Genomic DNA, 22,821 nt, shown 5'->3' on the forward strand with positions numbered 1-22,821 from the left:
GTCACTCTGGAAAGCAGAGCGGATAGCGACGGCTTCCGCTCTCACCGACGGTGAAAGCCGGGCGTAAGTCCGGTGAAGCTCTCAGGTTGAGATGACAGAGGGGGAGGCCGTCGGGGCCCCGTGCCGTGGTGCCCCTCGAAGGTCGCGTCAGACCAGGAGGCCTCCGCAATGACCGCCCATCGTATTCCGCTCTCCGCGCTCGAACAGGGCATCCCCTTCGAGCAGCGCCACATCGGGCCCGACCAGGAGGCGCGGGCCAAGATGCTCGCGCAGGTCGGCTACGGCTCCCTCGACGAGCTGACGACCGCCGCGGTCCCGGACGTGATCAAGAACGCCGATGAGCTGGAGCTGCCGGGCGCGCGGACCGAGGCCGAGGTGCTGGCCGAGCTGCGCTCCCTCGCCGACCGCAACCAGGTGCTCGACTCGATGATCGGGCTCGGCTACTACGGCACCTTCACCCCGCCGGTCATCCTGCGGAACGTCATGGAGAACCCGTCCTGGTACACGGCCTACACGCCGTACCAGCCGGAGATCTCGCAGGGGCGCCTGGAGGCGCTGCTCAACTTCCAGACCATGGTCGCCGACCTCACCGGGCTGCCGACCTCGGGGGCCTCGCTGCTGGACGAGGCGACGGCCGCCGCCGAGGCGATGGCGCTCTCACGGCGGATGGGGAAGAACAAGAACGGCCTCTTCCTGGTCGACGCCGACGCGCTGCCGCAGACGATCGCCGTCATCCGGACCCGGGCCGAACCGACCGGGGTCGAGGTCGTGGTCGCCGACCTGAGCGACGGCATTCCGGCCGAGGTCGCCGGGCGGGAGATCAACGGGGTCCTGGTGCAGTACCCGGGTGCCTCCGGGGCCGTACGCGACCTCAGGCCGGTCGTCGAGCAGGCGCACGAGCTGGGCGCGCTGGTGACCGTCGCCGCCGATCTGCTGGCGCTGACGCTGCTGACCTCGCCCGGTGAGCTGGGCGCGGACATCGCGATCGGCACGACCCAGCGCTTCGGTGTGCCGATGGGCTTCGGCGGACCGCACGCCGGGTACATGGCGGTGCACGAGAAGTTCGCGCGCAGCCTGCCGGGCCGGCTCGTCGGCGTCTCCGTGGACGCGGACGGCAACAGGGCGTACCGGCTCGCGCTCCAGACCCGTGAGCAGCACATCCGGCGCGAGAAGGCGACCAGCAACATCTGTACCGCCCAGGTGCTGCTCGCCGTGATGGCGGGGATGTACGCCGTGTACCACGGGCCGGAGGGACTGCGCAGCATCGCCCGCCGGACCCACCGCTACGCCACGATCCTGGCCGCGGGGCTCGCCGCCGGCGGTGCCGAGGTCGTGCACGGCGCCTACTTCGACACGGTGACCGTCAAGGCCGAGGGACGGGCCGCCGCGATCGTCGCCGCCGCGCGCGAGCGGGGGGTCAACCTGCGGCTGGTCGACGCCGACCATGTCTCGCTCGCCTGCGACGAGACGACCACCCGGACCCAGCTCGGCGCCGTGTGGAGCGCCTTCGGGGTCGAGGCCGACCTCGAGGCGCTGGACGCCGCCGCCGAGGACGCCGTACCGGCCGCCCTGCTGCGCGGGGACGACTACCTCACGCACCCGGTCTTCCACCAGCACCGCTCCGAGACCGCGATGCTGCGCTATCTGCGCCGGCTCGCCGACCGGGACTACGCCCTGGACCGCGGGATGATCCCGCTGGGCTCGTGCACCATGAAGCTCAACGCGACGACCGAGATGGAGCCGGTGACCTGGCCGGAGTTCGGTCAGCTGCACCCCTTCGCGCCGGCCGGGCAGGCACAGGGGTATCTGACGCTGATCCGTGAGCTGGAGGAGCGGCTCGCCGAGGTCACCGGGTACGACAAGGTGTCGTTGCAGCCCAACGCCGGGTCGCAGGGCGAGCTGGCCGGGCTGCTGGCGGTGCGCGGCTACCACCGGGCCAACGGGGACGAGCAGCGGACCGTGTGTCTGATCCCGTCCTCCGCGCACGGCACGAACGCCGCGAGCGCGGTGATGGCCGGTATGAAGGTCGTCGTCGTGAAGACCGCCGAGGACGGCGAGATCGACGTCGAGGACCTGCGGGCGAAGATCGAGAAGCACCGCGACGAACTGTCCGTGCTGATGATCACCTACCCGTCCACGCACGGTGTGTTCGAGGAGCACGTCGCCGACATCTGCGCCCAGGTGCACGAGGCGGGCGGACAGGTGTACGTCGACGGCGCCAACCTCAACGCGCTCGTCGGGCTCGCCAAGCCGGGGCACTTCGGCGGCGACGTCTCGCACCTCAACCTGCACAAGACCTTCTGCATCCCGCACGGCGGCGGTGGCCCCGGGGTCGGCCCGGTGGCCGTGCGCGCACACCTTGCGCCGCATCTGCCGAACCACCCGTTGCAGCCGGCCGCCGGTCCCGAGACGGGCGTGGGCCCCGTCTCGGCGGCGCCCTGGGGCTCCGCGGGCATCCTGCCGATCTCCTGGGCCTACGTCCGGCTGATGGGCGGCGAGGGGCTGAAGCGGGCCACACAGGTGGCCGTGCTGTCCGCCAACTACATCGCCAAGCGCCTGGAGCCGCACTACCCGGTCCTCTACACCGGGCCCGGCGGGCTGGTCGCGCACGAGTGCATCATCGATCTGCGCCCGCTGACCAAGGCCACCGGCGTGAGCGTCGACGATGTGGCCAAGCGGCTGATCGACTACGGGTTCCACGCGCCGACGATGTCCTTCCCGGTCGCCGGGACGCTGATGATCGAGCCCACCGAGTCCGAGGACCTGATCGAGGTCGACCGGTTCTGCGAGGCGATGATCGCGATCCGTACGGAGATCGAGAAGGTCGGGTCGGGGGAGTGGCCGGCCGAGGACAACCCGCTGCGCAACGCCCCGCACACCGCCGCCGCGCTGGGCGGGGAGTGGGAGCACGCGTACGCGCGCGAGGAGGCCGTGTTCCCGGCCGGGGTGTCCACCGCGGACAAGTACTGGCCGCCGGTACGGCGTATCGACCAGGCGTTCGGCGACCGGAACCTGGTGTGCTCGTGCCCGCCGCTGGACGCGTACGAGGACTGAGTGACGAGGACTGAGTGACGGGCCTGAGTGATGAGGGCTGAGTGAGGGGGGCCGAGTCACAAGGGCCGAGTGACCAGGATCGAGTGACCAGAGCTGGGTGGTCAGGGCCGAGTGACCAGGGCTGGGTGGTCAGGGTCGAGTGACCAGGGCTGCGTGTCGTACGGCCTGACGCAGGTCGTAGGGAGGACCCCGTGCCGTACCGGCGGCGCGGGGTCCTCGTGTTCTCGGGGTGGGTGGCCGAGAGGGGTGGGGACTGTCCGAGCGGTGGGCTACCTTTGAGGAGTAACGCGATATAGCGTTAGTTCATCCAGGTGTGGGGAATCGGGGTGAGGGCTTTGTCGGCTGAGGCCGTGCCGACCCGGACGGGGTCGGAGCTACGGGTGTCGCACGCGGAGCGGGACCGGGTGGTGGAGGTGCTGACGGTCGCGGCGGGCGACGGCCGGCTTACCGCGGAGGAACTGGACGAGCGGGTGGGGGCGGCGCTGGTCGCCCGCACCGCCGGGGAGTTGGCGGTGCTGACCGCGGATCTGCCCGTCAGTGAGCCGGAGACCAAAGACATGGTCCGGATCGAGCAGGAGGGCAGCTCGACCTGGCGCGGCGACCGCTGGACGGTTCCCAGAGCGCTGCACATCGATTCGACCTGGGGCAATGTCTCGCTGGACTTCACCCAGGCGGTCATCGCGCACGACACCCTGCGGATCGACCTCGACATGACCGGAGGTGCGCTGCGGCTGCTGATCGGGCCGGGCATGGTGGTCGACACCGACGGACTCGTCAGCGACTACTCCATGGTCAGGACGCGGACATCGAGGGACGACACGGGCGGTCCTGTGCGGCTGCGGATCGAGGTGACCGGGCGGTTGACGTACGGGAAGGTGCTGACGCGGGGGCCGCGCAAGGGGTTGTTCCGGTGAGGTCGGCCGGGGGTCGGCACGGGGACTGCTGAGCGGGGTCCCGGACCGGTGAGGGCACTCCGGCGGACCGTCCGGGCGTTGCCGTCGGGCCGGGCGGACCTGCGCGCGTCGGCGTCAGCTCGTGTGGACATGCGGGCGGCGGGAGCGGTCCGGTTCCGCCTCGCGCAGGACCTCCCGGGTCACCGGGGCGACCTCGCCCTGGCCGAAGAGGAAGAAGCGGAGGAAGTTGGCGAAGGGGTTGCCCTCGGTCCACTCGAAGTAGATGTGCGGGATACGGCCGGTCGTGTCACGGATGTGGAGCAGCAGTGCGGCCAGGGCGTTGGAGACCGTGGAGGACTCCAGGGTCAGGACGCGGTAGCGGTGGTGGAGCACCTCGCCGTGCACGGTGACGACGGACTCGAACTCCGAGGGGTCGGTGACCGTGACCTCCACGAAGACGAAGTCCTCCGGGCCCGTCACCTCGCTGTCCGCGCGGATCTGCTCGATCTTGGCCCGGTACTCGGCCAGGTCCCTGCGGCCCGGTTCATGGGCGATGAGCCGGATCGTGCGGCTGGCGACGTCCCGGACGAACCGCTCCGCCATCGGGTCCAGCGTCACCGCGCTCACCCGCAGTTCGAAGGCACGGGTCAGCCGGGACACCAGAGAAAGGATCATGATCCCGGCGATGAAGCAGGCGCCGATCTTCACACCGTCGGGGCGTTCGATGATGTTCAGGACGGTGGTGTAGAGGAACACCGTCGCGATCACCGCGAAACCGATGAACCAGCGCCGCTGACCGGCCCGATGGGCGGCGATGGTGACCGCGATCGCCGCCGAGCTGATCAACACCAGGACACCGGTCGCGTAGGCGCCGCCCTGCGCGTCCACGCTGGCGTCGAAGATCCAGGTCACCAGAAAGGCGACCAGCGTGAACACGATGACCATCGGGCGGACCGCGCCCGCCCAGTGCGGGGCCATGCCGTACCGGGGGAGATAGCGCGGCATCAGATTGAGCAGCCCGGCCATCGCGGACGCGCCCGCGAACCACAGGATGGCGATGGTGGAGATGTCGTACACCGTGCCGAAGGCGCTGCCCAGGTACTCGTGGGCGAGATAGGCGAGGGCGCGGCCGTTGGCCGGGCCGCCCGGCTCGAACTCCTGAGCGGGGATGAGCAGTGTGGTGATGAAGCTGGTGGTGATGAGGAAGCAGCTCATGATGAGGGCGGCCGTGGTGAGCAGCTTCTTGGTGTCCCGGATGCGGCCCTTCGGCCGTTCCTCCGTCTCACCGGGGTCGCCCTTGACGTGCGGCATCACGGCCACGCCGGTCTCGAAGCCGGACAGCCCCAGAGCGAGCTTCGGGAAGACGATCAGGGCGACGCCGATCATCGCGAGGGCGTTGCCGTGCTCGGCGGTGAGCGCGGTGGCCCAGTCGGTCACCACATGGCCCTCGGTGACGATGTGCCACAGTCCGCTGACCACCACGACCGCGTTGAGCGAGAGGTAGACGCCGACGAGCACGACGGCGACGCCGATCGCCTCCAGGAAGCCCTTGAGGAACACCGCGCCGAGCAGGGCGATGAAGATGAGGGTGATCAGCAGTTGCCTGCTGTGCAGGACATCGGTGAGATGCGGGTTCTCGATCAGATGGGTCGAGGCGTCGGCGGCCGACAGGGTGATGGTGATCAGGAAGTCCGTCGCGGCGAAACCCAGCAGGGTGAGGACGAAGAGCTTGCCCTTCCAGAACGACAGCAGCCGCTCCAGCATCGCGATCGAGCCCATGCCGTGCGGGCTCTCCTCGGCCACCCGGCGGTAGACCGGGAGGGCGCCCGCGAGGGTGACCAGGACCAGGACGATGGTCGCCACGGGGGAGAGGAGGCCGGCGGCCAGGGCGGCGATGCCGGGCTGGTAGCCGAGGGTGGAGAAGTAGTCGACACCGGTCAGGCACATCACGCGGTACCAGGGGCGGCCCTCCTCCGGGGCCTGTGCCTCATTGGCGGTCCCCTTGCCCATGTCGGCCAGGCCCTCCAGCAGCCACGCGCGCAGACGGCTGGGCGGTGGATGCTGGGGGGCGGCCATCGGCGTGCTCCTGGGGTGCGGCGGCGTCCGTCTCCGGCCCTCACACGGACGGTGTCCTCAGCGTAAGCGGAGAGTGACGTTCCGGCTCCTGGGAGTGGTTGCCCCGGGGTTCTTCAGCTCCGGCCCACCAGTGGGTCGGCCAGCCGGTTCAGGCGCCTGACCGTGCGGTCCTCCGTCGCCGCGGGCGCCGGGTCGACGCGCTCGGAGCGGTCGTAGTACGCGCCGTTCACGATCTCCACCGACGGATCGCACAGCCGTACGACATGGGCGGCGCCCTCGGCGGGGGCGGTGCCCTCATGGCCGTAGAGGGGCAGGAGGGACGTCTCGCAGACGCCCGGGTGGACCGAGACGGCGGCGACGCGCGGATCGGCCGCGAAGACGGTCAGCGCCAGTTGCGACTGGGCGTAGGCGGCGAGCCGGGAGTAGCGGCGGGCGCGCTGGGGGTCGGACCACTGGATGGACGCCGTGCGGTGCAGGGAGGACGACACATTGACCACCCGGCCGCCCGGATCGCTGGTCAGCGCCGGCTCCAGCAGACAGGTCAGCAGGTAGTGGGCCAGGAAGTTGACCTGGAAGGCGATCTCGTTGCCGTCGGCGGTGATCGTGTGGCGCTCGGGCGCCGCCATGCCCGCGTTGTTGACCAGCACATCCAGCCGGGGGTGCGCGGTGACGATCCGGTGGGCGAGGGACTCGACCTCGTCCAGGCGGGCGAAGTCGGCGGCGTACGCGCACACGCGATCGGGGTCGGCCCCGGCCGTGACGACCAGCCGGTCGGCCGCAGCCCGGGCCGATTCCGGCGTACGGCCGTGCAGCAGCACCGTCGCGCCCTGCTCGGAGAGTTGGCGAGCCGTCTCGAAACCGATGCCGGAGGTGGCACCGGTGACCAGGACGGTACGGGAGGAAAGGGGCGCGGACGCCATGAACATGGGTGTGATCCTGTTCGAGTTCGAGTTCGGTTTCGGGTTCGGGTTCGGTTTCGGGTTCGACTTTGAGGCCGAGGCCGAGGCCGAGTCTGAGGCCGAGTTTGAGGTCGGGTTCGGGTTCGGCTTCGGGCCGGTGGAGGCGTGGGTCGCGGTGGCGCGACGTCCGCTCCGGGCGGCCCGGGCGGCGGGTCAGAAGGGCGCCGGTATCCCCGTGCGGTGTGGCGCGCGACGGGGCGGCCGAGCGGGACTCGGCGGGCGGTCGAGCGGGGACCGGGCGCTGTGCACCCGACCATGGAAGCCGGTGCGCGACGGCCGGACAAGAAGCGGCGGCGCTCCCTGACGGACCTCTGACGTGGGATCCCGGCACCTCCTCGCACCGGGGCCGAACTCGTCAAGACGATGTCAACGTCCCGGCGGGCGACGCCAGTAACGCGTCAAGACCCCCGTCGGGTGGTCCGGACGGCGGTTCATTGAAAGGTGATGAAAGACGTACGACGTGGACGACTGAAGGTGTACCTCGGGGCCGCGCCCGGGGCCGGCAAGACCTACCGCATGCTCGACGAGGCCCGGCGCAGGGCCGCGCGAGGCACGGACGTGGTGGTGGGGCTCGCCGAGGCGCACGGGCGGGCGGCCACCGAGGCGATGCTCCACGGCCTGGAGGCCGTAGCCCCCGTCACGCACGGGCAGACGCGGGAGATGGACCTCGCCGCGGTGCTCGCGCGCCGCCCCGAGGTCGCGGTCGTGGACGAACTGGCGCACGGCAACACCCCCGGCGCCGGGCGCAACGCCACACGCTGGCAGGACGTCGAGGCGCTGCTGGCCGCCGGGATCGACGTGATCACCACGGTCGACGTGCGCCACCTCGACTCCCTCAAGGACGTCGTGGAGAAGATCACCGGGGTCGAGCAGGACGAGACCGTGCCCGACGAGGTGGTGCGCCGGGCCGAGCAGATCGAACTGGTGGACATCCCGCCGGAGGGGCTGCGCCGACGGATGGCGCACGGCCACATCCACCCGCCGGAGCACATCGACGCCGCCCTCGCCCACTCCTTCCGGACCGGCAATCTCACCGCGCTGCGCCAGCTCGCCCTGCTGTGGACCGCCGACCGGGTGGACGAGGCGCTCCAGCGGTACCGGGCCGAGCACGCCGTCGGCGGGGTCTGGGAGACCCGGGAGCGGGTCGTGGTCGCGCTGACCGGCGGGCCCGAGGGGGACACCCTGATCCGGCGGGCCGCCCGGATCGCGGACCGGGCGGCGGGCGGTGACCTGCTCGCCGTCCATGTCGCCCGCAGCGACGGACTCGCCGCCGGGGTCTCGCACGCCTCGCTCGCCCGGCAGCGCCGCCTGGTGGAGAACCTCGGCGGCAGCTACCACTCCGTGGTGGGCAACGACGTGGCGACCACCCTGGTCGAGTTCGCCCGGACCGAGAACGCCACCCAGCTCGTCCTGGGCTCCAGTCGGCGGGGCCGTCTGGAACGGTTCCTGACCGGGATCGGCACCGGGGAGCGTGTCGTCGCCCTCTCCGGCGACATCGACGTCCACCTGGTCACCCATGAGCGCGCCGGACGCGGCACCCTGCCGCCCTCGCGCCGCCGCACCCTGTCCCGGGCCCGGCTGATCGCCGGTCCGGTGGCCGGACTGGTGCTGCCGGTGCTGCTCACCCTCGTGCTCGACCGGCTGCGCGGCACGTTCAACCTCACCAGCGAGGCCCTGCTCTTCCTGCTCGCCGTCGTGGGCGTCGCCTGCATAGGGGGAGTGGTCTCGGCGGTGATCGCCTCCGTGACGGCCTCCCTGCTCCTCAACTACTGGTTCATACCGCCCCTGGGGCAGTTCACCTTCGGCGACGCCGACGCGCTGCTCGCGCTCGTGGTGTTCGTCGTGGTCGCCGCCACCGTCGCCGCCGTCGTGGACCGTTCCCTACGGCTGTCCCGTCGCGCCGCCCGCGCCACCGCCGAGGCCGAGACCATGTCCTCGCTCGCCGGAAGCATCGTGCGCGGCGGACAGACCATACCGGCCTTGCTGGAACGGACCCGCGAGACCTTCGGCGTGGACTCCGTGGAACTTGTCGAACGGGTGGAGCCGGGGACTCCGGGCGGGGCGGGCGGGGTGGTCGGAGCGGGCAGAGAGGGCACCCCGGTCGGACCGGCTACGGACGGGGCCACCGTCGTCGCGGCCGGGGCGGGTGGCCATCTGGTGCTGCGGGGCGGCACGCTGTCCTCGTCGGACCGCCGGGTGCTGGCCGCGTTCGCCGCGCACGTCGGGTCGGCCGTGGAGCGGGCGCGGCTCGCCGAGGCCGCCGCCGAGGTGGAGCCCGTCAAGGCCGCCGACCGGATGCGTACGGCGTTGCTGCGCGCTGTCGGCCACGATCTGCGCACCCCGCTCGCCGCGGGCTGGGCGGCCGTCACCTCGCTGCGCAGCCGGGAGGTGCAGTGGAGCGCCGAGGACCGTGACGAACTCCTCGCCACCGCCGACGCGTCCATGGCCAGGCTGAGCCGGCTGGTGGAGAACCTGCTCGACCTCAGTCGGCTGGAAGCGGGCGTGCTCAAGCTCAAGCTGCGGCCCACCGCCCTGGAGGAGGTGCTGCCGGCGGCGCTCGTGGACACCCCCGGTGTCGGGGTCAGGGACGTGGAGGCGGTACCGGAGGTGCTGGTCGACCCACCGCTGCTGGAGCGGGTCCTGGCCAACCTCGCCGAGAACGCCGCCCGGCACAGCCCGCCCGGCCGGCCGGCGCTGGTGACCGCGAGTGTGCTGGCGGGGCGGGTGGAGGTGCGGGTCGTGGACCGTGGGCCCGGACTGCCCGAGGACGGGAGGGAGCGGCTGTTCGAGCCGTTCCAGCGGTTCGGCGACACCGACAACACGACCGGGCTGGGCCTCGGACTCGCCCTCGCCCGGGGGCTCACGGAGGCGATGAGCGGCACGCTCACACCGGAGGACACGCCCGGCGGAGGGCTGACGATGGTGGTGTCGCTGCCGTTGGCGGTGTCGGAAGGGGCTCCGCGGGCTGGGGAGGGGCCTTCGGAGGGGACGGAGGTGCCCCGGCGGGTGGAGCGGGTACGGGGTGGGGGGAGGGTGGAGAAGGGGGCTTCGGGCGGGGCGGAGACCGTCCGGCGGGTGGCCGAGGACCCCTCGGGTGTCCGGATCGGTCCGGTCAGTCCAGGTCCGACATCCTGAACACGGTCCGCGCCGTCTCCCCGTCGACGCGCGCGGAGATCCGCCGCAGGGCCGTCCGGCCGCACATCAGGGCGCCCACCGCCTCCGACCTGCGGGCCCCGGCGTCCAGGCGGTACCACAGCTCCGGGTTGGCGATCAGCACCCTCGGGTCGAGTTCCACGCGGTTGCCGAGGGCGTCGCGCAGGAGCAGCCGTTGGGCGACGCCGTCGCGGCAGCGGACGGACACCAGCAGATCGGTGTGGACCCGGCGGGTACCGAGGAGGGTGCGGGAGGCGAGCCAGTCGTCGCCGGCCGAGACCTGGGCCGGGAGCAGCACCACGAAGAGCAGTACCGCGAGGCCCAGCCACAGGACCGAGCGACCCGCGGTGAGGGTGCCGGCCAGCCGGTCCGTGGTGAGGAGCAGGGCGAGCAGCACGGCCGAGCAGCGGAGCGCGCCGCGCAGTTCGCGGCGCCAGCAGCGGTCGTACGCCACCGGGCCCTCCGGCCGCTCGGGCACCTGATCCCCGGGGCGGCACGTGTCGTCGCGGTGTCCCATACGTCCGACCGTAGAGACCGCGCGACCGGGCGGGGGATCGCTTGACGGGACTCTGACGGGCGGCGGCCGGTTCTTGACGCGGCGACAGCGTGCGGCCGGTCGGGCGGTCCGGGGCGGTCCGGGGTGGCCGAGGGTGGCCCGGGGTGGCCCCGGGGCGGCACTCGGCGGGCGCGGCGTGAGGCGTCAAAGGCGCGTCAGGGTCGGCGGCTTCCGCGCGAAGAACGCGCAAGGGCCGCTCGGCGGCGGCCGGATCCGGTCACACCCTGAGTGCACCGCGTACGCCTGACGTCCGACGCCTGGCGTACGTGGCTCTCCGCGTATCCGCCGACGAATTCGCCGACGCTCCGTCACACATCCGAAGAGGCTTCTGCGGACGCGTCTGCGGATGCGTCTGCGGATGCGTCTGCGGATGCACCCGTACGTGTTCCGCGGACCCGTCCGTCGGCATCCCGCGGGTGAACCGCGGAGCCGTGCCCCGCAGAGCCCGCACCCGTCCGCCCCTTTTCACATCCGCGTCCCAACGAACCCCGCGCTCCAACGAACCCGCACCCCTTCACATCCGCACCCCACGCACCCCGCACCCCACGCACCCCGTGCCGCAACGAACCCGCACCCCGATGAAGGAGCACCCCGCCCATGTCCGTACTGACCGCCGCGCCCGGCGCCGCCCCCTCCGGCGAGGAACCGCCCGATACCGGTGAGCGGCACCGCCTCACCGCCGTCACGGGCCTTGCCGCGCTGTCGCTGGACGCGATGGCGTCGGTGGCCTACGGGCCCGAGGCGATCGTGCTCGTGCTGGCCGCCGCCGGGGCCCACGGCCTGGGCTTCACCCTGCCGGTGACGCTGGCCATCGCCGGTCTGCTGGCCGTGCTGGTCGCCTCGTACCGGCAGGTCATCGCGGCCTTCCCGGACGGTGGTGGCTCCTACGCGGTCGCCAGGCGGCATCTGGGCACCCGCACCAGCCTGGTCGCGGCGGCATCGCTGGTCCTGGACTACGTCCTGAACGTGGCCGTCGCCGTCACGGCCGGCGTGGCCGCGCTGACCTCGGCGTTCCCCTCTCTCTACGGGGACCGGCTGTGGCTGTGTCTGGCCGTGCTGGTGCTGGTCACCGGGGTGAACCTGCGCGGCATCGTGGACTCGGCGCGGGCCTTCATCGTGCCGACGGCCGTGTTCGTCGGCTCGATCTTCGTGCTGATCGGCGTCGGGCTGTTCCGCTCGGCGCCGGTGAGCACCGAGGCCGCCGCCGGACACGCCTCCGTACTGTCCGACAACGCCACCACCGTGGGCGCGCTGCTCCTCCTGAAGGCGTTCGCCTCCGGCTGCTCGGCGCTGACCGGGGTCGAGGCCATCGCCAACGCCGTCCCCTCCTTCCGGGCCCCGCGCGCCAAGCGGGCGCAGCACGCGGAGGTGGCCCTGGGCGCGGTGCTCGGCGTGATGCTGATCGGCCTGTCCGTGCTGATCTCGCGGTTCCATCTGCAACCGGTGGAGGGCGTCACCGTCCTCGCCCAGCTCGCGGACGCCTCCCTCGGCCACAACTGGGCCTTCTACGTCGTCCAGTTCGCCACGATGATTCTGCTCGCCCTCTCCGCCAACACCTCCTTCGGCGGGCTGCCGGTGCTGCTGAAGCTGCTGGCCCGGGACAACTACCTGCCCCACGTCTTCGCCCTGAAGGCCGACCGCCAGGTGCACCGGCACGGGGTGCTCGCGCTCGCGCTGGTCTCCGCCGCGCTGCTGCTGTTCTCCGGCGGCGACACCAACACCCTCGTGCCGCTGTTCGCCATCGGCGTCTTCGTCGGCTTCACGATCGCGCAGCTCGGCATGGTCCGGCACTGGCGTCTCGAACGCGGCCCGCGGTGGCGGGGCAAGGCCCTGCTCAACGGGCTCGGCGGCACCCTGACCGGTCTGGCCGCGGTCGTCGTCACCGCCACCAAGTTCGACGAGGGCGCCTGGCTGATCGTCGTCGCGCTGCCGCTGCTGGTGGTGGCCTTCGAGACCGTCCACCGCGCCTACGCCCGCATCGGTGAGCGGCTCGGACTCGGCCGGATCCCCGAACCCCCGCACCGGGACCACTCGGTGGTGATCGTGCCGGTGTCCACGCTGTCCCGGCTGACCTCGGAGGCCCTCACCGCGGCCCGCTCGCTCGGCGACGAGGTCCGCGCGGTGACCGTCTGCTACCCGGACGCCGAGGACCGGGCGCACCTGCACGCCCTGGAGCGGGCCTGGGCCGACTGGGACCCCGGCGTGCCGCTGGTCCTGCTGGCCAGTGAACGGCGCACCCTGGGCCGTCCGATCGCCGCGTATGTCCGTGAGCTGGCCGCCGCCGACCCCGAGGTCCGGGTGACCGTGCTGATCGCGGAGACCGAGCCCGAGCGGTTGTGGCAGCGGATCCTCCAGAACCAGCGCGGTGCCGTGGTCGCCCATGCCGTACGGCGTGACACCGACGCGGTGATCTGCCGACTGCGGTTCCGGCTGACCTGACACTCGGCCGGGGCCGCCTGCCGGGGCCGCCTGCCGGGGCCGCCTGCCGGGGCCGCCTGCCGGGCCAGACGCCGGGGCTGCCTCCCGGCCAGACGCCAGGGCTGCCTCTCCTGTGCCGCGCGCCCGGGGCCGCCCGCCCGGGGCCACCTGCCCCGGGCCACCTGCCTGGGCCGCCTCTCCGGGCCGTCCACCCGGAGCCGCCTCCCCGGGGCCGCCTCCCCGGTCCGCCCGCCAAGGGCCGCCCGCCCCGGGGCCGCGCGCCCGGGTCTGCCGACCCCGGCCACCCGCCCAGGTCCGCCGGCCCCAGCCCTCCCAACCCCCCCCCACCCCGAAGACACCCCCCACAGCCCCCCGTACACCCCCACCCCCACACCCGCGCCCACACCCGCTCCCCCCATGGCCAGTTACCGGCGGTCCCTCGCGTTGTCGCCGTAAGAGACCCGTCAAAGGGGTGCGGAGTGCCGTATGGGACGTGTCAACAGCGGTCGGATCGGGCCATTCAGGCGGTTTCCTCAAACCGGTCCTCGTCATGCGGAGGACCTCTCCACGCAGCACCGAACAATCGACCTCGTCCCCAAGGGTCCGCCCGGACTCGACGGACCTCGACTCCAGGAGCTCACGATGGCCGATGTGGCCTTCGTCGTCACCACGATCGCGCTCTTCGCGCTGGTGGCCCTCGCCGCCAAGGGGGTGACCAAGCTGTGACCGCCGAGAACATCGTCGGCCTCGTCGTGGCCGTCGCCCTGCTGGGCTATCTCGTCCTCGCCCTGATCTTCCCGGAGAGGTTCTGAGCCACAGCATGGGTCCCGTACTCGCCGGCGTCCTCCAGCTCGTCGCCCTCATCGGCGCACTCGCGGTGGTCTACGTCCCGCTCGGCAACCACATCGCCAAGGTCTACACGTCCGACAAGCATCTGCGCGTCGAGAAGTGGATCTACAAGGCCATCGGTGCCAACCCTGAGGCCGCGATGCGCTGGCCCGCCTATCTGCGCGGTGTCCTCGCCTTCTCGGCCGTCGGTGTCCTCTTCCTCTATCTGCTCCAGCGACTCCAGGGCGTCCTGCCCGGCTCGCTCGGCTTCGCGTCCATCGACCCGGACCAGGCGTTCAACACGGCCGTCTCCTTCGTGACCAACACGAACTGGCAGTCGTACTACGGCGAACAGGCCATGGGCCACGTCGTGCAGACCGGCGGACTCGCGGTGCAGAACTTCGTCTCCGCCGCCGTCGGCATGGCCGTCGCCGTCGCCCTGGTCCGCGGCTTCGCCCGCTCCCGTACCGGAGAGCTGGGCAACTTCTGGGCCGACCTGGTACGCGGTGTCGTCCGCATCCTGGTGCCGCTCGCCTTCGTCGGCGCCCTCGTCCTGGTCGCCTGCGGCGCCCTCCAGAACTTCTCCGGGATCCACGAGGTCGGCCAGTTCATGGGCGGCTCGCAGGAGTGGAACGGCGGCGCGGTCGCCTCCCAGGAGGCCATCAAGGAACTGGGCACCAACGGCGGCGGCTACTTCAACGCCAACAGCGCCCACCCCTTCGAGAACCCCACCCCGTTCACCAACCTGTTCGAGATCTTCCTGATACTTGTCATCCCGTTCTCCATGACCCGCGCCTTCGGCGTCATGGTGGGCTCCGTCAAGCAGGGCTACGCGATCCTCGCCACTATGGCGACCATCTGGGTCGGCTTCGTCGCCCTGATGATGTGGACCGAGTTCGCCCACCACGGCACGGCCTTCGACGTCGCCGGCGGTGCCTACGAGGGCAAGGAGGTCCGCTTCGGGGTCGGCGGCTCCTCGATCTTCGCCGTGTCCACCACCCTCACCTCCACCGGCGCCGTCGACTCCTTCCACTCCTCCTTCACCGGCCTCGGCGGCGGGATCGCCATGCTGGGCATGATGCTCGGCGAGATCGCGCCCGGCGGTGTCGGCTCCGGCCTCTACGGCATGCTGATCATGGCGATCATCGCGGTGTTCATCGCCGGTCTGATGGTCGGCCGCACCCCCGAGTACCTGGGCAAGAAGATCGGCACCCGCGAGATCAAGTTCGCCGCCTGCTACATCCTGGTCACCCCGGCGCTGGTCCTGATCCTCACCGCCTTCGCGATGGCCCTGCCCACCCCCGTCAACTCCCTGACCAACAGCGGGGCGCACGGCTTCTCCGAGATCCTCTACGCCTACACGTCCGCCGCCAACAACAACGGCTCGGCCTTCGCCGGACTCAACGCGGACACCCAGTGGTTCAACACCACCCTCGGCATCGCGATGCTGCTCGGCCGGTTCCTGCCGATGGTGTTCGTCCTCGCCCTGGCCGGATCGCTCGCCGAGCAGAAACCGGTCCCGGTCACCGCGGGCACCCTGCGCACCGACAAGCCCATGTACTCCGGGCTGCTGGTCGGCACGATCATCATCATCACCGGCCTGACCTACTTCCCCGCCCTCGCGCTGGGACCGCTGGCCGAAGGGCTGGCGTGATGACCACCCGCATACCTCAGCACGAGCAGGACCTTCAGCAAGGGGCCTCGATGTCCACAGCCACTCCGACCCGGGCTCCGCACAGCGATGTGCCCACCGGGCGCAAGACCGCCGAGGGCCGTGTCGGCGCGGGCCTCTTCGATCCCGGGCAGCTCGTCAGGTCGCTGCCGGACGCCGTCCGCAAGCTCGATCCGCGGGTGATGGTCAAGTCCCCCGTGATGTTCGTGGTGTGGATCGGCTCCGTCCTCACCACCGTGTTCTCCTTCACCGACCCGGGCGACTGGTTCGGCTGGGCCATCAGCGCCTGGCTCTGGCTCACCGTGCTCTTCGCCAACCTGGCGGAGGCGGTCGCCGAGGGCCGCGGCAAGGCGCAGGCCGACACCCTGCGCAAGGCCAAGACCGACACCGTCGCCCGCCGGATCACCGGCGACCGCGAGGAGCGCGTCCCCGGCACCGACCTCAGGATCGGCGACCACGTGGTCTGCGAGGCCGGGGACACCATCCCCGGTGACGGCGATGTAGTCGAGGGCGTCGCCTCGGTGGACGAGTCCGCCATCACCGGCGAGTCCGCCCCCGTCATCCGGGAGTCCGGCGGCGACCGCAGCGCCGTCACCGGCGGCACCAAGGTGCTCTCCGACCGGATCGTCATCAAGATCACGACGAGGCCGGGGGAGACCTTCATCGACCGGATGATCAACCTGGTGGAGGGCGCGGCCCGGCAGAAGACGCCCAACGAGATCGCGCTGAACATCCTGCTCGCCTCGCTGACCATCGTCTTCCTGCTGGCCTGCGCCACCCTGCCGCCGCTCGCCGCGTACGCGGGCACCGACCTCACCATGGTCGTCCTGGTCGCCCTGCTGGTCTGCCTCATCCCGACCACCATCGGCGCCCTGCTCTCCGCGATCGGCATCGCCGGCATGGACCGGCTGGTGCAGCGCAATGTGCTCGCCATGTCGGGCCGCGCGGTCGAGGCCGCCGGCGATGTCTCCACCCTGCTGCTCGACAAGACCGGCACCATCACCCTCGGCAACCGGCAGGCCGCCGAGTTCCTCCCGGTGCGCGGCACCACCGAGGCCGAGGTCGCCGACGCCGCCCAGCTCTCCTCGCTGGCCGACGAGACCCCCGAGGGCCGTTCGATCGTCGTCCTCGCCAAGGAGAAGTACGGGCTGCGCGAACGCCACCAGGGCGAACTCGTCCAGGCCGAGTGGATCGCCTTCACCGCCCAGACCCGGATGTCCGGGGTCGACGTCGACGGCCGCAAGGTCCGCAAGGGCGCCTCCGGCTCGGTCATCTCCTGGGTGCGTGAGCACGACGGCGAGGTCAGCGAGGACGCCGACCGGATCGCCATGGAGATCTCCCAGGCCGGCGGCACCCCGCTGCTGGTCGCCGTCGAGGACGACGAGGGCGCCCGCGTCCTGGGCGTCATCCACCTCAAGGACGTGGTCAAGGAGGGCATGCGGGAGCGATTCGAGGAACTGCGCCGCATGGGTATCAAGACCGTCATGATCACGGGCGACAACCCGCTCACCGCCAGGGCCATCGCCGAGGAGGCCGGTGTCGACGACTTCCTCGCCGAGGCCACCCCCGAGGACAAGATGGCCCTCATCAAGCGGGAGCAGGCGGGCGGCAAACTGGTCGCGATGACCGGGGACGGCACCAACGACGCCCCGGCCCTGGCCCAGGCGGATGTCGGTGTCGCCATGAACACCGGTACGTCGGCCGCGAAAGAGGCCGGCAACATGGTCGACCTCGACTCCAACCCGACCAAGCTCATCGAGATCGTAGAGATCGGCAAGCAGCTGCTCATCACGCGCGGCGCGCTCACCACCTTCTCCATCGCCAATGACGTCGCGAAGTACTTCGCGATCATCCCGGCGCTGTTCGCGGCGGTCTACCCCGGCCTGGACAAGCTGAACATCATGCAGCTGTCCTCCCCGGACTCCGCGATCCTGTCGGCCGTCATCTTCAACGCGCTGGTCATCGTCGCGCTCGTGCCGCTCTCCCTGCGCGGTGTGCAGTACCGGCCGGTCAGCGCCGACCGGATGCTCCGGCGCAACCTCGGGATCTACGGCCTCGGCGGGCTGATCGCCCCCTTCATCGGCATCAAACTCATCGACCTGCTCATCTCCCTCATCCCCGGGATCGGCTGATCACCATGAACAACTCGGTATCGAACACCGTGCGGCTGCTCGGGGCGGGCCTGCGTGCCCTGCTGGTGCTGACCCTGGTGACCGGTGTGATCTACCCGCTCGTCGTCACCGGTGTCGCCCAGGGCCTGTTCAACAACAAGGCCAACGGCTCGGAGGTCACGTCGGACGGGAAGGTCGTCGGCTCCTCCCTCATCGGTCAGGCGTACAACCTGCCGCTGGAGGAGGGCCAGGAGACCCCCGAGCCCGACCTCAAGTGGTTCCAGGGCCGCCCGCAGAACGGCCTCGGCGAGAACAGTGTCAACACCCAGTACAAGCTCATCCTCTCCGGCGCCACCAACCGCTCCGGTGACAACCCCGAGCTGATCGAGTGGGTCGAGGACGCCAAGGCCGCCGTCATCAAGGACAACTCCGTCCCCGGGTACACGGTCAGGGCGGACCAGGTCCCCGCCGACGCCGTGACCTCCTCCGGCTCCGGACTGGACCCCGACATCTCCCCCCGGTACGCCGACCTCCAGGTGCACCGGGTCGCGGAGCGGAACGGGCTGCCCGTCGCCGAGGTGCGGAAGCTCGTGGACGAGCACACGGAGGGCCGCACCCTCGGCTTCATCGGCGAGCCGCGTGTCAACGTCCTCGAACTCAACATCGCGCTCAAGGACCTGGTCGCGAACGGCTGACGGCTGACGGCTGACGGCTGACGGCTGACGGCTGACGGCCGACCGACGACCGACGACTGAAGACCGATGGCTGACGAACGGGAGCCGACGGCCGCGGGAGCCACCCGGGACCCGCCGGCTCCCGCGGCCGTACGGCCCACAGCAGTGACCACGGCCGTACGGTCCGGAACACTGACCACGGCCGTACGGTCCGGAACACTCACCACGGCGGCGGCGGGGCGGTCGTACGGCCCCGCGCGCCGGCCGTACGACCACGCACACCGCACCCGTACGACGTGAAAGGCGTACCCATGACCCGCGTGCTGGTGGTCGAGGACGACCCGCAGCTCGTCAGAGCGCTGGTGATCAATATGCAGGCGCGGCGGTACGGAGTGGACTCCGCCTCCGACGGCACCACCGCGCTGCGGCTGGCGGCGGCCCGGCAGCCCGATGTGGTGATGCTCGACCTGGGGCTGCCCGACATGGACGGTGTCGAGGTGATCCGGGCGTTACGCGGCTGGAGCCGGGTGCCGATCCTGGTGCTGTCCGCGCGGCAGGCGTCCGACGAGAAGGTGGCGGCCCTGGACGCCGGGGCCGACGACTACGTCACCAAGCCGTTCAGCATGGACGAGTTGATGGCCCGGCTCCGGGCCGCCGTCCGCCGCACCGAGGACACCGCACCGCTCGCCGAGACCACCGAGGTCACCACCGCCGACTTCGTCATCGACCTGCTGGCCAAGAAGGTGGTCAGAAACGGCCGCGATGTCCGGCTCACCCCCACCGAGTGGCATCTTCTGGAGATCCTGGTGACGCACGCCGGCCGACTCGTCAGCCAGCGGTTCCTGCTCCAGGAGGTGTGGGGGATGTCCCAGCGCAACAAGACCAACTATCTGCGGGTCTATATGGCCCAGCTACGACGCAAACTGGAGACGGACCCGTCCCACCCCCGCTACCTCATCACCGAACCCGGTATGGGTTACCGCTTCGAAGGATGACCATGGCACGCGGCAAGCTGCGGATCTACCTCGGCGCCGCCCCCGGCGTCGGCAAGACGTACGGGATGCTCTCCGAGGCCCATCGACGGGTGGAGCGGGGTACGGACTGTGTGGTGGCCTTCGTGGAGCACCACCATCGTCCGCGCACCGAGGTGATGCTCCACGGCCTGGAGCAGGTGCCGCGCAAGGAACTGGAGTACCGCGACACCCGCTTCACCGAGATGGACGTGGACGCGGTCCTCGCCCGCAGGCCCCGGGTGGCGCTGGTGGACGAGATGGCCCACACCAACATCCCGGGCTCGCGCAACACCAAGCGCTGGCAGGACGTGGAGGAACTGCTGGCCGCCGGGATCGATGTGATCTCCACGGTCAACATCCAGCACCTGGAGTCCCTCGGCGACGTCGTCGAATCGATAACGGGCGTACGGCAGCAGGAGACCGTGCCGGACGAGGTGGTGCGCCGGGCCGACCAGGTCGAACTGGTCGACATGTCGCCCGAGGCGCTGCGCCGCCGTATGGCGCACGGCAACATCTACAAACCGGACAAGGTCGACGCGGCCCTGTCGAACTACTTCCGCCCCGGCAACCTCACCGCGCTGCGCGAACTGGCCCTGCTGTGGGTCGCCGACCGGGTGGACGAGTACCTCACCGAGTACCGCAGCGAGCACCGCGTCTCGAAGATCTGGGGCTCACGCGAGCGGATCGTCGTCGGCGTCACCGGCGGCCCCGAGGGACGGACGCTGATCCGCCGGGCCGTACGCCTGGCCGAGAAGGGCGCGGGCGGCGAGGTCCTGGCCGTCTACGTCTCCCGCAGCGACGGGCTCACGGCCGCCTCCCCGAAGGAACTGGCCGTCCAGCGCGCGCTGGTGGAGAACCTCGGCGGCACCTTCCACCATGTCGTGGGCGACGACGTGTCCGGGGCGCTGCTGGACTTCTCGCGCGGGGTGAACGCCACCCAGATCGTCCTCGGCGTCTCCCGCCGCAGCACCTGGCAGTACGTCTTCGGCCCCGGTGTCGGCGCGACGGTCGCCCGCGAGTCGGGGACCGACCTCGACGTCCACCTGATCACCCACGACGAGGCCGGCAAGGGACGCGGACTGCCCGGCGCCCGGGCCGCTCGGCTGGGGCGGAGGCGGATCATCTGGGGCTGGGGCGTCGGAGTGCTCGGCCCGGCGCTGCTCTCCGCGCTGCTCGTCGGACTCGCCCCGGGCGTCGGCCTCGCCAACGACATGCTGCTCTTCCTCACCCTGACGGTGGCCGCGGCCCTGCTCGGCGGGCTGATCCCCGCACTGGCCTCGGCGGTGGTGGGCTCACTGCTGCTCAACTGGTACTTCACCCCGCCCGTGCACACCGCGACGATCGCCGACCCGCGGAACATCATGGCTATCGTGATCTTCGTGGGGGTGGCCGTCTCGGTCGCGTCGGTGGTGGACCTGGCGGCCCGGCGCACCCATCAGGCGGCCCGGCTGCGCGCCGAGTCGGAGATCCTCTCCTTCCTCGCCGGGGACGTGCTGCGCGGGGAGACCAGCCTGGAGGCGCTCCTGGAGCGGGTCCGCGAGACCTTCGTGATGGAGTCGGTGGCGCTGCTGGAGCGGGCGGGGGACGTGGCGCCCTGGACCTGTGCGGGCAGTGTGGGACCGGGGCCGTCGAAGTGCCCGGAGGACGCCGATGTGGATGTGCCGATCGGGGACCACATGGCGCTCGCGCTGACCGGGCGGGTGCTGCCGGCCGAGGACCGGCGGGTGCTCGCCGCGTTCGCCGCCCAGTCGGCCGTGGTGCTGGACCGGCGGCGGCTCCAGGAGGCCGCCGACCAGGCCCGCGCGCTCGCCGAGGGCAACCGCATCCGGACGGCGCTGCTGGCGGCCGTCAGCCACGATCTGCGCACTCCGCTGGCCGGGATCAAGGCGTCGGTGTCGTCGCTGCGTTCGGACGACGTGGCGTGGTCGGAGGAGGACCAGGCGGAACTGCTCGCCGCGATCGAGGAGGGCGCGGACCGGCTGGACCATCTGGTCGGCAACCTCCTGGACATGTCCCGGCTCCAGACCGGCACGGTCACCCCGATCGTGCGGGAGATCGACCTGGACGAGGTGGTGCCGATGGCGCTCGGCGGGGTCCCCGAGGACAGCGTCGACCTGGACATCCCGGAGACGCTGCCGATGGTCGTCGTGGACAAGGGGCTGCTGGAGCGGGTGGTGGCCAACGTGGTGGAGAACGCCGTGAAGTACAGCACCCGCGAGCCGGTCAAGGTGTCGGCGAGCGCGCTGGGCGAACGGGTCGAGGTACGGGTGGTCGACCGGGGGCCCGGCGTCCCCGACGAGGCCAAGGAACGTATCTTCGAGCCCTTCCAGCGGCACGGGGACGCGCCCCGGGGCGCCGGGGTGGGCCTCGGTCTCGCGGTGGCCCGCGGTTTCGCCGAGGCGATGCACGGCACGCTGGACGCCGAGGACACGCCCGGGGGCGGTCTGACGATGGTCCTGAGTCTCAAGCGGGCGCCCGGACGGGGACCGGGGCGGGGCCAGGAGCAGGGGCAGGAGCAGGAGCGGGGGCAGGAGCGGCACGGCTCGGGGGAGGGCGCCGCGGTGAGGTCGTAGCGCGGGGGGACGTAGCGAGCGGTGGGGGGAGTCCTGACGGAGGGGTCGACACGACCTCGGGCCGTCAGGGTCCCTTGGGCAGCCCGCTCGTGTCCAGGCGGAGGCGCCAGGTGTTGCGGCGGTGGGCGGCGGCCAGTTCCGACTCCAGCGGGGACGGCGGTATCGCGAGGACCGGGCAGCCGGCGTGGGTGAGGCAGTAGCGGCTCACCGAACGGGAGAAGGCGCGGTGCCAGGGGCTGCGGCGGCCCGCGCCGACCACCAGGAGGTCGTTCTCGCGGTCCGCCGCGTGCACCAGGGCGATCCCCGGCGTGGCGCGGGCCACGCTCGCGTGCACGGGAAGACCGGGGCCCAACTCGCCGAAGGCGTCCGCGAGCGCGCGCAGGAGCCGCTCGCCGGCCAGCCGCCGCCACTCGTCGATCAGCACACAGGGGGCCGGATTGCGTCGTACGCCCAGTTCGCCGCCGGGCGGTTCCCAGGCCAGCACCGGCCACAGTTCCGCGCCCCGGCGCCGGGCCTCGTCGGCCGCGCGGCACAGGGCGGTGAGGCTGCCCAAGGAACCGCTGACCCCCACCACGACCCGCGGGGCACCCGAGGTGCTCGGACCGGCCATCACGTCACCGACTCCACCGTTCGTCCGTCACGGCGGCGGACCCCTCGCCCGCGCCCGGCCCGTGGGAAGGGCCCGGCTCCCATCTCACCGCCCCGCGCGCCCACGCAGAAGTGCGCGCCGCTTTTCCTGGCGTGCTCCTAGTCTTCTGAGTCGGGAATTCTGTTCAGATATGAGGCGAGGCGTTCGAGGATCTCGTCTGCGGTCTTGGTCCAGACGTAGGGCTTCGGGTCG

General features: G+C 71.5%; 17 protein-coding genes. 13 read left to right on the plus strand and 4 right to left on the minus strand.

Going from position 1 to position 22,821, the window contains the following annotated elements:
• Positions 1-168: 168 nt before the first annotated feature.
• Together gcvP and ACIQNG_RS38130 are read left to right on the plus strand one after the other, a co-directional pair.
• Positions 169-3,054: an aminomethyl-transferring glycine dehydrogenase gene (gene gcvP / locus ACIQNG_RS38125; RefSeq protein ID WP_401491689.1), complete on the plus strand. Its 2,886-nt coding sequence runs from the start codon at positions 169-171 to the stop codon at positions 3,052-3,054.
• Between the two features lie 350 nt (positions 3,055-3,404).
• Positions 3,405-3,968, plus strand: coding sequence for a DUF1707 domain-containing protein (locus ACIQNG_RS38130; protein ID WP_401439317.1), 564 nt, complete (start codon positions 3,405-3,407; stop codon positions 3,966-3,968).
• Between the two features lie 114 nt (positions 3,969-4,082).
• Here the strand turns inward: ACIQNG_RS38130 and ACIQNG_RS38135 are convergent, their stop codons facing one another.
• Both ACIQNG_RS38135 and ACIQNG_RS38140 read right to left on the minus strand, forming a co-directional pair.
• On the minus strand, positions 4,083-6,023 hold the full coding sequence (locus ACIQNG_RS38135) for an amino acid transporter (protein ID WP_401491691.1): 1,941 nt from the start codon (positions 6,021-6,023) through the stop codon (positions 4,083-4,085).
• Between the two features lie 113 nt (positions 6,024-6,136).
• Positions 6,137-6,943: an SDR family NAD(P)-dependent oxidoreductase gene (locus ACIQNG_RS38140; RefSeq protein ID WP_401491707.1), complete on the minus strand. Its 807-nt coding sequence runs from the start codon at positions 6,941-6,943 to the stop codon at positions 6,137-6,139.
• On the opposite strand from ACIQNG_RS38140, the gene ACIQNG_RS38145 reads away from it, so the two are divergent.
• Positions 6,942-7,286 carry a hypothetical protein gene (locus ACIQNG_RS38145; protein WP_401491693.1) on the plus strand — a complete coding sequence of 115 codons (345 nt, stop codon included), beginning with the start codon at positions 6,942-6,944 and terminating at the stop codon, positions 7,284-7,286. The two genes, ACIQNG_RS38140 and ACIQNG_RS38145, sit on opposite strands and share 2 nt — an antisense overlap.
• Before the next feature lie 140 nt (positions 7,287-7,426).
• Positions 7,427-10,117: an ATP-binding protein gene (locus tag ACIQNG_RS38150; RefSeq protein WP_401491695.1), complete on the plus strand. Its 2,691-nt coding sequence runs from the start codon at positions 7,427-7,429 to the stop codon at positions 10,115-10,117.
• On the opposite strand, the gene ACIQNG_RS38155 is transcribed toward ACIQNG_RS38150, so the two are convergent.
• Positions 10,095-10,652, minus strand: coding sequence for a hypothetical protein (locus tag ACIQNG_RS38155; protein WP_401491697.1), 558 nt, complete (start codon positions 10,650-10,652; stop codon positions 10,095-10,097). The two genes, ACIQNG_RS38150 and ACIQNG_RS38155, sit on opposite strands and share 23 nt — an antisense overlap.
• Before the next feature lie 636 nt (positions 10,653-11,288).
• Between ACIQNG_RS38155 and ACIQNG_RS38160 the strand changes: the two genes are divergently transcribed.
• From ACIQNG_RS38160 to ACIQNG_RS38200, 9 genes are all read left to right on the plus strand, one after another.
• A complete protein-coding gene (locus tag ACIQNG_RS38160) occupies positions 11,289-13,130 on the plus strand; it encodes an APC family permease (protein ID WP_401439328.1) in 1,842 nt (613 codons plus the stop codon).
• A gap of 465 nt (positions 13,131-13,595) precedes the next feature.
• Complete coding sequence (locus tag ACIQNG_RS38165; RefSeq protein WP_401439331.1) at positions 13,596-13,835, plus strand: hypothetical protein; 240 nt, start codon at positions 13,596-13,598, stop codon at positions 13,833-13,835.
• Positions 13,832-13,921 carry a K(+)-transporting ATPase subunit F gene (gene kdpF, locus ACIQNG_RS38170; RefSeq protein ID WP_016434100.1) on the plus strand — a complete coding sequence of 30 codons (90 nt, stop codon included), beginning with the start codon at positions 13,832-13,834 and terminating at the stop codon, positions 13,919-13,921. The genes ACIQNG_RS38165 and kdpF overlap by 4 nt, the downstream gene beginning before the upstream one ends.
• 8 nt (positions 13,922-13,929) lie before the next feature.
• A complete protein-coding gene (kdpA, locus tag ACIQNG_RS38175; RefSeq protein ID WP_401491699.1) occupies positions 13,930-15,591 on the plus strand; it encodes a potassium-transporting ATPase subunit KdpA in 1,662 nt (553 codons plus the stop codon).
• 50 nt (positions 15,592-15,641) lie between these two features.
• The gene (gene kdpB, locus ACIQNG_RS38180) at positions 15,642-17,741 is read left to right on the plus strand and encodes a potassium-transporting ATPase subunit KdpB (protein ID WP_401439337.1); all 2,100 of its coding nucleotides are present in this window, start codon (positions 15,642-15,644) and stop codon (positions 17,739-17,741) included.
• Between the two features lie 5 nt (positions 17,742-17,746).
• A complete protein-coding gene (locus tag ACIQNG_RS38185) occupies positions 17,747-18,415 on the plus strand; it encodes a potassium-transporting ATPase subunit C (RefSeq protein ID WP_401439340.1) in 669 nt (222 codons plus the stop codon).
• Positions 18,416-18,481: 66 nt separating this feature from the next.
• Positions 18,482-18,694, plus strand: coding sequence for a hypothetical protein (locus ACIQNG_RS38190; RefSeq protein ID WP_401491702.1), 213 nt, complete (start codon positions 18,482-18,484; stop codon positions 18,692-18,694).
• A gap of 11 nt (positions 18,695-18,705) precedes the next feature.
• Positions 18,706-19,389: a response regulator gene (locus ACIQNG_RS38195; RefSeq protein ID WP_401439346.1), complete on the plus strand. Its 684-nt coding sequence runs from the start codon at positions 18,706-18,708 to the stop codon at positions 19,387-19,389.
• A 2-nt stretch (positions 19,390-19,391) separates the two neighbouring features.
• On the plus strand, positions 19,392-21,980 hold the full coding sequence (locus tag ACIQNG_RS38200; RefSeq protein WP_401491704.1) for an ATP-binding protein: 2,589 nt from the start codon (positions 19,392-19,394) through the stop codon (positions 21,978-21,980).
• A 64-nt stretch (positions 21,981-22,044) separates the two neighbouring features.
• Here the strand turns inward: ACIQNG_RS38200 and ACIQNG_RS38205 are convergent, their stop codons facing one another.
• Positions 22,045-22,590 carry a universal stress protein gene (locus ACIQNG_RS38205; RefSeq protein ID WP_401439352.1) on the minus strand — a complete coding sequence of 182 codons (546 nt, stop codon included), beginning with the start codon at positions 22,588-22,590 and terminating at the stop codon, positions 22,045-22,047.
• Positions 22,591-22,821 lie beyond the last annotated feature (231 nt).

Origin of the sequence: Streptomyces sp. NPDC091377 (assembly GCF_044757045.1) — a bacterium.
Classification (GTDB): domain Bacteria; phylum Actinomycetota; class Actinomycetes; order Streptomycetales; family Streptomycetaceae; genus Streptomyces.

Coding starts and splice junctions, on each gene's coding strand:
- kdpB (WP_401439337.1), top strand. CDS start 15,642: ATGTCCACAGCCACTCCGACCCGGGCTCCGCACAGCGATGTGCCCACC.
- gcvP (WP_401491689.1), top strand. CDS start 169: ATGACCGCCCATCGTATTCCGCTCTCCGCGCTCGAACAGGGCATCCCC.
- ACIQNG_RS38165 (WP_401439331.1), top strand. CDS start 13,596: ATGGGACGTGTCAACAGCGGTCGGATCGGGCCATTCAGGCGGTTTCCT.
- ACIQNG_RS38160 (WP_401439328.1), top strand. CDS start 11,289: ATGTCCGTACTGACCGCCGCGCCCGGCGCCGCCCCCTCCGGCGAGGAA.
- ACIQNG_RS38195 (WP_401439346.1), top strand. CDS start 18,706: ATGACCCGCGTGCTGGTGGTCGAGGACGACCCGCAGCTCGTCAGAGCG.
- ACIQNG_RS38135 (WP_401491691.1), bottom strand. CDS start 6,023: ATGGCCGCCCCCCAGCATCCACCGCCCAGCCGTCTGCGCGCGTGGCTG.
- kdpA (WP_401491699.1), top strand. CDS start 13,930: ATGGGTCCCGTACTCGCCGGCGTCCTCCAGCTCGTCGCCCTCATCGGC.
- ACIQNG_RS38150 (WP_401491695.1), top strand. CDS start 7,427: ATGAAAGACGTACGACGTGGACGACTGAAGGTGTACCTCGGGGCCGCG.
- ACIQNG_RS38145 (WP_401491693.1), top strand. CDS start 6,942: ATGAACATGGGTGTGATCCTGTTCGAGTTCGAGTTCGGTTTCGGGTTC.
- ACIQNG_RS38205 (WP_401439352.1), bottom strand. CDS start 22,590: ATGGCCGGTCCGAGCACCTCGGGTGCCCCGCGGGTCGTGGTGGGGGTC.
- ACIQNG_RS38200 (WP_401491704.1), top strand. CDS start 19,392: ATGGCACGCGGCAAGCTGCGGATCTACCTCGGCGCCGCCCCCGGCGTC.
- ACIQNG_RS38190 (WP_401491702.1), top strand. CDS start 18,482: ATGGCTGACGAACGGGAGCCGACGGCCGCGGGAGCCACCCGGGACCCG.
- ACIQNG_RS38155 (WP_401491697.1), bottom strand. CDS start 10,652: ATGGGACACCGCGACGACACGTGCCGCCCCGGGGATCAGGTGCCCGAG.
- ACIQNG_RS38185 (WP_401439340.1), top strand. CDS start 17,747: ATGAACAACTCGGTATCGAACACCGTGCGGCTGCTCGGGGCGGGCCTG.
- ACIQNG_RS38140 (WP_401491707.1), bottom strand. CDS start 6,943: ATGGCGTCCGCGCCCCTTTCCTCCCGTACCGTCCTGGTCACCGGTGCC.